This window comes from Liquorilactobacillus mali KCTC 3596 = DSM 20444 (assembly GCF_000260415.1).
GTDB lineage: Bacteria > Bacillota > Bacilli > Lactobacillales > Lactobacillaceae > Liquorilactobacillus > Liquorilactobacillus mali.
On the sequence record NZ_BACP01000073.1, the window covers coordinates 1 to 6,536 of the forward strand.

The following is a 6,536-nucleotide window of genomic DNA, read 5'->3' on the forward strand; positions in this document are numbered from 1 at the left end:
GAAATAAATTTCAAGTTAATTATAGCACACAAAGGAGTGTAAATATGAATAACGAGCAAGCACAACTAGCACTAGAAAATATTGGTAGCAAGATAAAGCTTGAATTGGACGAAGAAATGCCAACATTCAGTTTTGAAAATGAAGCAATAGGTTTTGTTTCAGATATAAGCATTGTTATTTTTGCCACAGGTGGATATTTAAAACACAAACTTTCAGATGAAGAGTATTCAATTCTTGTGGAATTGTCTAAAACATACACAGGAAATCGTATTCAAGATAAGACGTTTAATGGATTTGTCGATAGTCTTAGCAAAACTGATGAACCAACACGCACGAAAATAATTAATTACGTTAAGGAGCTGATTTCAAAAGATAACAGGAGGGAAAGCTGATGGAAACTAAAATTGGTGCATTGTTGCCGAATGGCACTCGTGTATATGAAGACTGGGAGTCAAATGATTTAACCGACGAGAGCTATTTTCTGATTGAGTTTGGTTCACAGTCGGCAGACCTAGTTAAAGCTGAGGGCTTGTATAAATGGATAGAATATGTATTCGAGATAAAACTACCTAATATAGATGAAGAGTTCTGTGAGGGCTGGCTGTTTGCCAATGAAATTAACTACATGAGAATTAATGAATTGGAGGAAATAGAATGAATCTATTTGAGCTAACAGATAAATATAAAGAGCTGGCTAACCGAGATGATTTAGATCCTGAAATGATTAAGGACACGTTGGACAGCATTGAAGATACATTCAATAGCAAGGCTGATAACATTGCAACTTGGATAGAGCGAAATCAGATGAATGTTGATTGGCTTACTAAAAAGATTCAAGAACTGCGAGAATTGCAAACCAGCTTGAAAAATAAGAATAAGCAACTTAATCAGTATCTAACAGACGCTATTGACAGTGCTGGATATAAAGAGGTTAAGACTGATAATCACTTCTTGAAACCTAGAAATTACCGACCAAGCGTGATTGTTAGCGATGAAAGCGTAATTCCTGAAAGCTATAAGAATGTTGAGCAAGTCACCAAGATTGACAAGAAGTTGCTGTATGAAGATTTGAAAAATGGCAAGGATATTAATGGAGTTGAATTAAAGCCTAGTCGAAAGGTGGTAATTAAATGACTGAGGAAAAGCAGAGTGCACTAGTTACTATTCAAAGCACATTGAAAGCTCCTAAGGGTCAATACAACAGCTTTGGTAATTATAAATATCGAAGTACAGAAGACATTCTGACAGCCTTGAAACCTATTCTAAGAGCTTTGAATTCAACACTTACCATTACTGATGAACCTACATTAATTGGGGAGTGGCACTATATCAAAGCAACAGCAACACTTGCAACTCCTGATGGTGAGTTTAAGACAACAGGATATGCACGTGAGGCTGATAAGAAAAAGGGTATGGACGAATCACAGATAACAGGTACAGCAAGCTCATACGCACGTAAATACGCTTTGAACGGATTGTTCTTAATTGATGATACAAAGGACGCTGATACTGATGAACATTACAATCAAACGAATCGTGAAACAAAGAAAACTACTAATCAGAGTGCTAAAAAGTCATACCAAAAAAATGATCCGTTAATTCAGAAAAAAGCATTAATTACTGGGTATGCAAAAGCAATTGCCCTCGCTACTCAGTCTGACGTAAAAACAGTTCAGCAAGAGGCACTAAAGCAAGCAGCTACTAAACCTGAATGGAAAACAGCGGATGCAAATGAAAAAGCAAATATCACTTGTCATATTTTGGAAGAAATGAAGAACAGCCTTGGTAAAGACAAAGTATTTGAGGAAGTCTAATCATGTTTGGCAAGCTAATCAAGATTTCAAACAGCAAAGTGGAAATCAAATTAGATGAAGAACTAGATATGTACAAGCTGCAAAAGCTGGCAAATGATAAACAGCCGACAGTTGAATTGAGTGTTCAAGATGGAAGACAAATTAGCCCTGATCAACGTAAGAAGATATGGGCGCTGATAAATGACCTATGCGATTACACTGGCGATATTCCTGACGAGTGGGAAAAGAGATTTAAGTACAAAACTAAGTGTGATTTCAATGTAGACCAATTTAGTCTTAGCAACTGTTCAATGACGATTGCCAACTACGTGATATTGGAAATATTAGATTATCTGTTCACAGAGGATATACCTTTCAAGTTAAAAACTTGGGAAAGTATACCGCAAGAGTTTCCAAAACAGATGTTATGTATTCGCCAAAAAAGGTGTGTTATATGCGGTAAGCATGCGGATATAGCACATTATCAAGCAGTCGGCAGTGGACGTAATAGAAACAAGATTAACCATGTTGGAATGCACATTATGACGCTTTGCAGAGATCATCACGTAGAACAGCATAAACTAGGAATCATGACGTTTTGTCAGAAATATCATATTAGACCAATCAAGGTTACAGAAGAAATAGCAAGACAGTTGAAATTAGGAAGGATAGATAAAGATGATGAACTCAGTTAATTTAACAGGGCGTTTAACGAGCGATCCTGAACTTAGATATAGTGCAAGTGGAACAGCTTTTGCAAATTCAACTATTGCTGTTCAAAGAAACTTTAAGAATCAGCAGGGAGAATATGAATCAGACTTTATTAGATTAACAGCAAGTGGCAAACGTGCAGAAACCTTTGCAAATTATTTCCACAAAGGAAGTTTGCTAGGAATAAGCGGAGAAATTAGAACAGGTAGCTATGAGAAAAACGGGCAAAAGGTTTATACAACAGATGTAAATGTTAATCAGCTTACCTTTTTAGAATCGAAAAGTAGTAATCAAAATTCTCAGTCTGGTCAACAAAATAGCCAATATTCGAAAAATGACCCGATTGATATTGGGTCAGACGATCTTCCCTTCTAATTATTAAAGGAGTGATAACGGTGGTTATATATAAATCAATTCCACATTATGAAAATTTGTATGAGGCTGGAGACGATGGAACTATTTGGAGTTGTGATGGCAAACAAACTTATAGAATTCTGATGGGTGGAAAACAATTTAGGACTTGGAAAAAAAGACAAATTAAGCCAAAAAAAGAAAAAAGAAATAGAAGTAAGAACAGCGACTTAAGAGTCGAGCTTTGGAAAGAAGGTTCACATAAAACCTGCCTTGTCTCTAGGCTAATAGCTCTTGCATTTATTCCTAACGATGGTAATAAACCATGCATCAATCACATTGATGGTAATTCCATGAACAATACCCCAGAAAATCTTGAATGGTGTACTTATAAGGAAAATCAAATTCATGCATTTAAAAAAAGGTTGAATAAAAATAGTACAAAAGTTGTTTTGAAAAGCAAAAGAAATAATTTTGAAAAAAGTTTTTATAGCATGGCTGAAGCAAGTAAATGGCTAGGCTATAGTCATGGATTCATTAGTTCTCTTGTCAGTAAAGGAATAACTCATATTGGCGAATATGAAATACTGATAGGGAGGTATACCAATTATGGCTCAAAGAAAGAATTTATCAAAAAAGTTAAGATTTGAGGTTTTCAAAAGAGATGATTTTACATGCCAATATTGTGGCAAAAAAGCACCTGATGTCGTCCTAGAAGTTGACCATATTGAACCAGTTGCTAAAGGCGGAACAAATGAGATTACCAATTTAATAACTGCTTGTTTTGAGTGTAACAGAGGAAAATCTGATAAGAGAATTTCAGATGATGCCACTGTAAGAAAACAGATGAATGAACTTGAACAACTTAATGCAAGAAGAGAACAGATTGAGATGGTGTTCAAATGGAAAGAAGAACTGTTAAAAATAGATGATAATGCAGTAACGAAATTGATTCAAATAATAGAGACAGAATATCTTCATAATGGTAAACGAGCAACAGAAGTTGGCAGAAATAGTATAAAACAAGCTTATAAAAAATATGGTTTAAATATAGTTCTCGAAGCAATTAAAACATCTTTCGAGAGATACGAAGATGATGAAAAGGCATTTGACATGATTATAAAGATCGCATACTACATCAAAAATCCAGCACCTGAGTATGTTAGACAATCTTATTATCTCAGGGGGATTTTAAGACATAGATTGGTATATGTTAATGATCAAAAAGCTATTGCGCTGCTACAAACAAATTTAAACTTTTGGGAATACGAGGATATTAAAGACTTATGCTTAACAGCTAAAAACTGGAGTGAATTTCAAGAAGAATCAGAAAAATGGATTGAGGAGGCTGCTGATAATGTCAAAAACGGTAAAAAGGATAGTTGATACTTCGTTTTGGGAGGATGACAAAGTCGTTGATATGTTCAGCCCAGAAGATAAATATTTCATGCTTTATCTGATGACTAATCCACATACGAGTCAAGTTGGAATTTATCGTTTTGTCAAAAAAACATCAGCTTTTGAACTTGGACATTCTAGAGAAACTGTTGATGTCCTAATTGATAGATTTCAAGAAAAATACAAGATAATTAAATTTGACTCAGGAACAAACGAGATAGCTATTTTAAACTATTTGAAATACAGCATAGTTAAAGGCGGTAAGCCAGTCGAAGACGTTATAAAAAGAGATCTTGGACAAATCAAAAGCACCGATTTAATAATTTCAGTTTACCAAAACATGAAGAAGCATTGGCTAGAATCAGACAGATACTTTGATAACAATGTCAAAAATATTTTTGAAGAAATATTTAAAAAAAGAAAAGTAGCAAAAGAAAATATTAATGACAATGACAATGACAATGACAATGACAATGACAATGAAGAATCGTACCACGATTCGTATAACGATTCGTCAAAACGCCCGTCTAAACCCATTTATAGCCTCCCATACTCTGAAATAGTTAATTTTTTAAATACCAAAGCTGGTACTAAATACCATTCGAGTTCAAAAAAAACTCAAGCTTTAATCAAAGCTAGGCTTAATGAGAAATTCAGTTTAGATGATTTTAAAAAGGTAATTGAGACTAAAACGGCAGAGTGGAAAAACACAGACATGGCTAAGTTCTTGCGACCTGAAACACTGTTTGGGACTAAGTTTGAAGGTTATCTTAATCAAGAAAAAAGCAGTAAAAGCAATGTGCCAACTGGAAAGGAGTGGTTCTAATGGCAGAAGGATTAATCAGTCAACAGCAGATTGATCGAGTTAAAGAAATTGCCAAAGAAAAAGGTGTTGATGTTGAGCATCTAACACCTAGTGAACAGTTTGAAAAAGAAAACATTGAGCGATTTAACCGAGCTTTGAGAATTAAAAAAGGTCGTAAATATTTCTCAATGTCGGTATGGCCTGGAAATATTCCTTTGAAGTTTGACTTTTCAAAATGGAAACCTGACTTGCAACCTAATGTCGAAAAAGCTAAGCAACTAGGAAATCAAGCGTATAAGGCTGCTAAGTCAATAGCAAACCAGCCTAATAACTATGTACTTGCAGGAATTAGGGGAACAGGTAAAACATCTTTAGCTCTAGCAATCATGTATCAAGCTAAACAGGAAGGCCTAGGAGTGATGTTTGTTTCAACTGACGAGCTTAGTTCTTTGATAGGCAAGCAATACGACCTGAGCGACATTAAAAACCGTCTGAGCGACATTGAGAGGGCAATGAAAGAAACTGACGTACTCATACTTGACGATTTTGGAACTGAGGGCGGAATGAAGGGTGCTATTAAACCAGTTAGAACTGATATGCAGGAATTCATGTATCGAGTTGCTAATGCAAGAGTTGACTTTGAAAATAATAAAGCCAAGCGATCAACGATTATCACGACAAACAATTCAAGGCAGCAGCTTGAATCAATGTACAACGAAAAACTAATCAGCAGATTAATGACTAGCAATCCCGAAAGACAGCTGGCATTTGATTTGAAAGATGTAAGAGGTATCTAACATGGAATATATCGTAACAGGAACAGTGATTGAAATAGTGCCAACTGAGGTACACAGGCACGAGCGTGGGTACTGGCGAAAGATGATTGACAGGAAGATTGAGGAGGCAAGGGAAAATGAGAGAAATTAAGTTCAGAGTGTGGAGTAACGATTTAATGGAATATCGGCGACTTAATGATATAAATACAAACCGTGGTTTAGGAATGGGATTCGAGGTTGTCAATGGTATTGGAAGTAAAACAACGACCGTTTATCATTCTGTCAATGATGTTGTTGAGCAGTATACAGGTTTAAAAGATAAGAATGGCAAAAGTATTTATGAAGGCGACATTCTCAAAAGAAAAGATTTTCTATTTCATAACGGAAACTATGTATTTTTACCTGTTGAATATAAATATGCAGAATATGGATTAGGAATGCGAAGACTGAATGATGTTTATAAAAGCTGTGAGGTTGTTGGCAATATTCACGAAGACGCAGGTTTACTGGGGGTGCCTGAATGATTAAAAAAGGAACGGTAGTGAGATATAAGCGACACCTGTATTCAGTTAACTGTCTGAAACGTAAAGGTGCCTATGTAGCTGCACTGATTAGGCTAGGAAACAACAGACACGAAGAGGTGCCACTTGAACAGCTAGAGGAGTTGGGAGTATGAGTAAGACAAAAATTGAATTGTTCAAT

Annotated in this window: 13 protein-coding genes; all 13 read left to right on the forward strand. The window is 35.5% G+C overall.

Annotated elements, in window-relative coordinates:
- The coding region (locus tag GSM_RS13330; protein WP_010078404.1) for a hypothetical protein at window positions 1-392 on the forward strand (392 nt) is incomplete at its 5' end.
- Window positions 392-658 carry a hypothetical protein gene (locus GSM_RS13335; RefSeq protein ID WP_010078405.1) on the forward strand — a complete coding sequence of 89 codons (267 nt, stop codon included), beginning with the start codon at window positions 392-394 and terminating at the stop codon, window positions 656-658. The genes GSM_RS13330 and GSM_RS13335, both read left to right, overlap by 1 nt.
- A complete protein-coding gene (locus GSM_RS13340) occupies window positions 655-1,134 on the forward strand; it encodes a siphovirus Gp157 family protein (protein WP_010078406.1) in 480 nt (159 codons plus the stop codon). Before GSM_RS13335 ends, GSM_RS13340 begins: the two co-directional genes overlap by 4 nt.
- Window positions 1,131-1,814: an ERF family protein gene (locus GSM_RS13345; protein ID WP_003689676.1), complete on the forward strand. Its 684-nt coding sequence runs from the start codon at window positions 1,131-1,133 to the stop codon at window positions 1,812-1,814. The genes GSM_RS13340 and GSM_RS13345 overlap by 4 nt, the downstream gene beginning before the upstream one ends.
- A 2-nt stretch (window positions 1,815-1,816) precedes the next feature.
- Window positions 1,817-2,488, forward strand: coding sequence for a putative HNHc nuclease (locus tag GSM_RS13350; RefSeq protein ID WP_003689674.1), 672 nt, complete (start codon window positions 1,817-1,819; stop codon window positions 2,486-2,488).
- On the forward strand, window positions 2,472-2,879 hold the full coding sequence (locus tag GSM_RS13355) for a single-stranded DNA-binding protein (RefSeq protein ID WP_003689672.1): 408 nt from the start codon (window positions 2,472-2,474) through the stop codon (window positions 2,877-2,879). The genes GSM_RS13350 and GSM_RS13355 overlap by 17 nt, the downstream gene beginning before the upstream one ends.
- A gap of 20 nt (window positions 2,880-2,899) precedes the next feature.
- A complete protein-coding gene (locus tag GSM_RS13360) occupies window positions 2,900-3,505 on the forward strand; it encodes an HNH endonuclease (protein WP_003689671.1) in 606 nt (201 codons plus the stop codon).
- Window positions 3,465-4,241 carry an HNH endonuclease gene (locus GSM_RS13365; protein ID WP_003689667.1) on the forward strand — a complete coding sequence of 259 codons (777 nt, stop codon included), beginning with the start codon at window positions 3,465-3,467 and terminating at the stop codon, window positions 4,239-4,241. Before GSM_RS13360 ends, GSM_RS13365 begins: the two co-directional genes overlap by 41 nt.
- On the forward strand, window positions 4,213-5,079 hold the full coding sequence (locus GSM_RS13370) for a conserved phage C-terminal domain-containing protein (RefSeq protein ID WP_003689665.1): 867 nt from the start codon (window positions 4,213-4,215) through the stop codon (window positions 5,077-5,079). Before GSM_RS13365 ends, GSM_RS13370 begins: the two co-directional genes overlap by 29 nt.
- Window positions 5,079-5,855 carry an ATP-binding protein gene (locus GSM_RS13375; protein ID WP_010078407.1) on the forward strand — a complete coding sequence of 259 codons (777 nt, stop codon included), beginning with the start codon at window positions 5,079-5,081 and terminating at the stop codon, window positions 5,853-5,855. The genes GSM_RS13370 and GSM_RS13375 overlap by 1 nt, the downstream gene beginning before the upstream one ends.
- A 1-nt stretch (window position 5,856) precedes the next feature.
- The gene (locus tag GSM_RS15545) at window positions 5,857-5,985 is read left to right on the forward strand and encodes a hypothetical protein (RefSeq protein ID WP_268869537.1); all 129 of its coding nucleotides are present in this window, start codon (window positions 5,857-5,859) and stop codon (window positions 5,983-5,985) included.
- Window positions 5,972-6,358, forward strand: a complete 387-nt coding sequence (locus GSM_RS13385; RefSeq protein ID WP_003689653.1) for a YopX family protein — start codon at window positions 5,972-5,974, stop codon at window positions 6,356-6,358. The genes GSM_RS15545 and GSM_RS13385 overlap by 14 nt, the downstream gene beginning before the upstream one ends.
- Complete coding sequence (locus tag GSM_RS15165) at window positions 6,355-6,510, forward strand: hypothetical protein (protein WP_155820731.1); 156 nt, start codon at window positions 6,355-6,357, stop codon at window positions 6,508-6,510. Before GSM_RS13385 ends, GSM_RS15165 begins: the two co-directional genes overlap by 4 nt.
- Window positions 6,511-6,536 lie beyond the last annotated feature (26 nt).

Coding starts and splice junctions, on each gene's coding strand:
- GSM_RS13335 (WP_010078405.1), top strand. CDS start 392: ATGGAAACTAAAATTGGTGCATTGTTGCCGAATGGCACTCGTGTATAT.
- GSM_RS13340 (WP_010078406.1), top strand. CDS start 655: ATGAATCTATTTGAGCTAACAGATAAATATAAAGAGCTGGCTAACCGA.
- GSM_RS13345 (WP_003689676.1), top strand. CDS start 1,131: ATGACTGAGGAAAAGCAGAGTGCACTAGTTACTATTCAAAGCACATTG.
- GSM_RS13350 (WP_003689674.1), top strand. CDS start 1,817: ATGTTTGGCAAGCTAATCAAGATTTCAAACAGCAAAGTGGAAATCAAA.
- GSM_RS13355 (WP_003689672.1), top strand. CDS start 2,472: ATGATGAACTCAGTTAATTTAACAGGGCGTTTAACGAGCGATCCTGAA.
- GSM_RS13365 (WP_003689667.1), top strand. CDS start 3,465: ATGGCTCAAAGAAAGAATTTATCAAAAAAGTTAAGATTTGAGGTTTTC.
- GSM_RS13370 (WP_003689665.1), top strand. CDS start 4,213: ATGTCAAAAACGGTAAAAAGGATAGTTGATACTTCGTTTTGGGAGGAT.
- GSM_RS13375 (WP_010078407.1), top strand. CDS start 5,079: ATGGCAGAAGGATTAATCAGTCAACAGCAGATTGATCGAGTTAAAGAA.
- GSM_RS15545 (WP_268869537.1), top strand. CDS start 5,857: ATGGAATATATCGTAACAGGAACAGTGATTGAAATAGTGCCAACTGAG.
- GSM_RS13385 (WP_003689653.1), top strand. CDS start 5,972: ATGAGAGAAATTAAGTTCAGAGTGTGGAGTAACGATTTAATGGAATAT.
- GSM_RS15165 (WP_155820731.1), top strand. CDS start 6,355: ATGATTAAAAAAGGAACGGTAGTGAGATATAAGCGACACCTGTATTCA.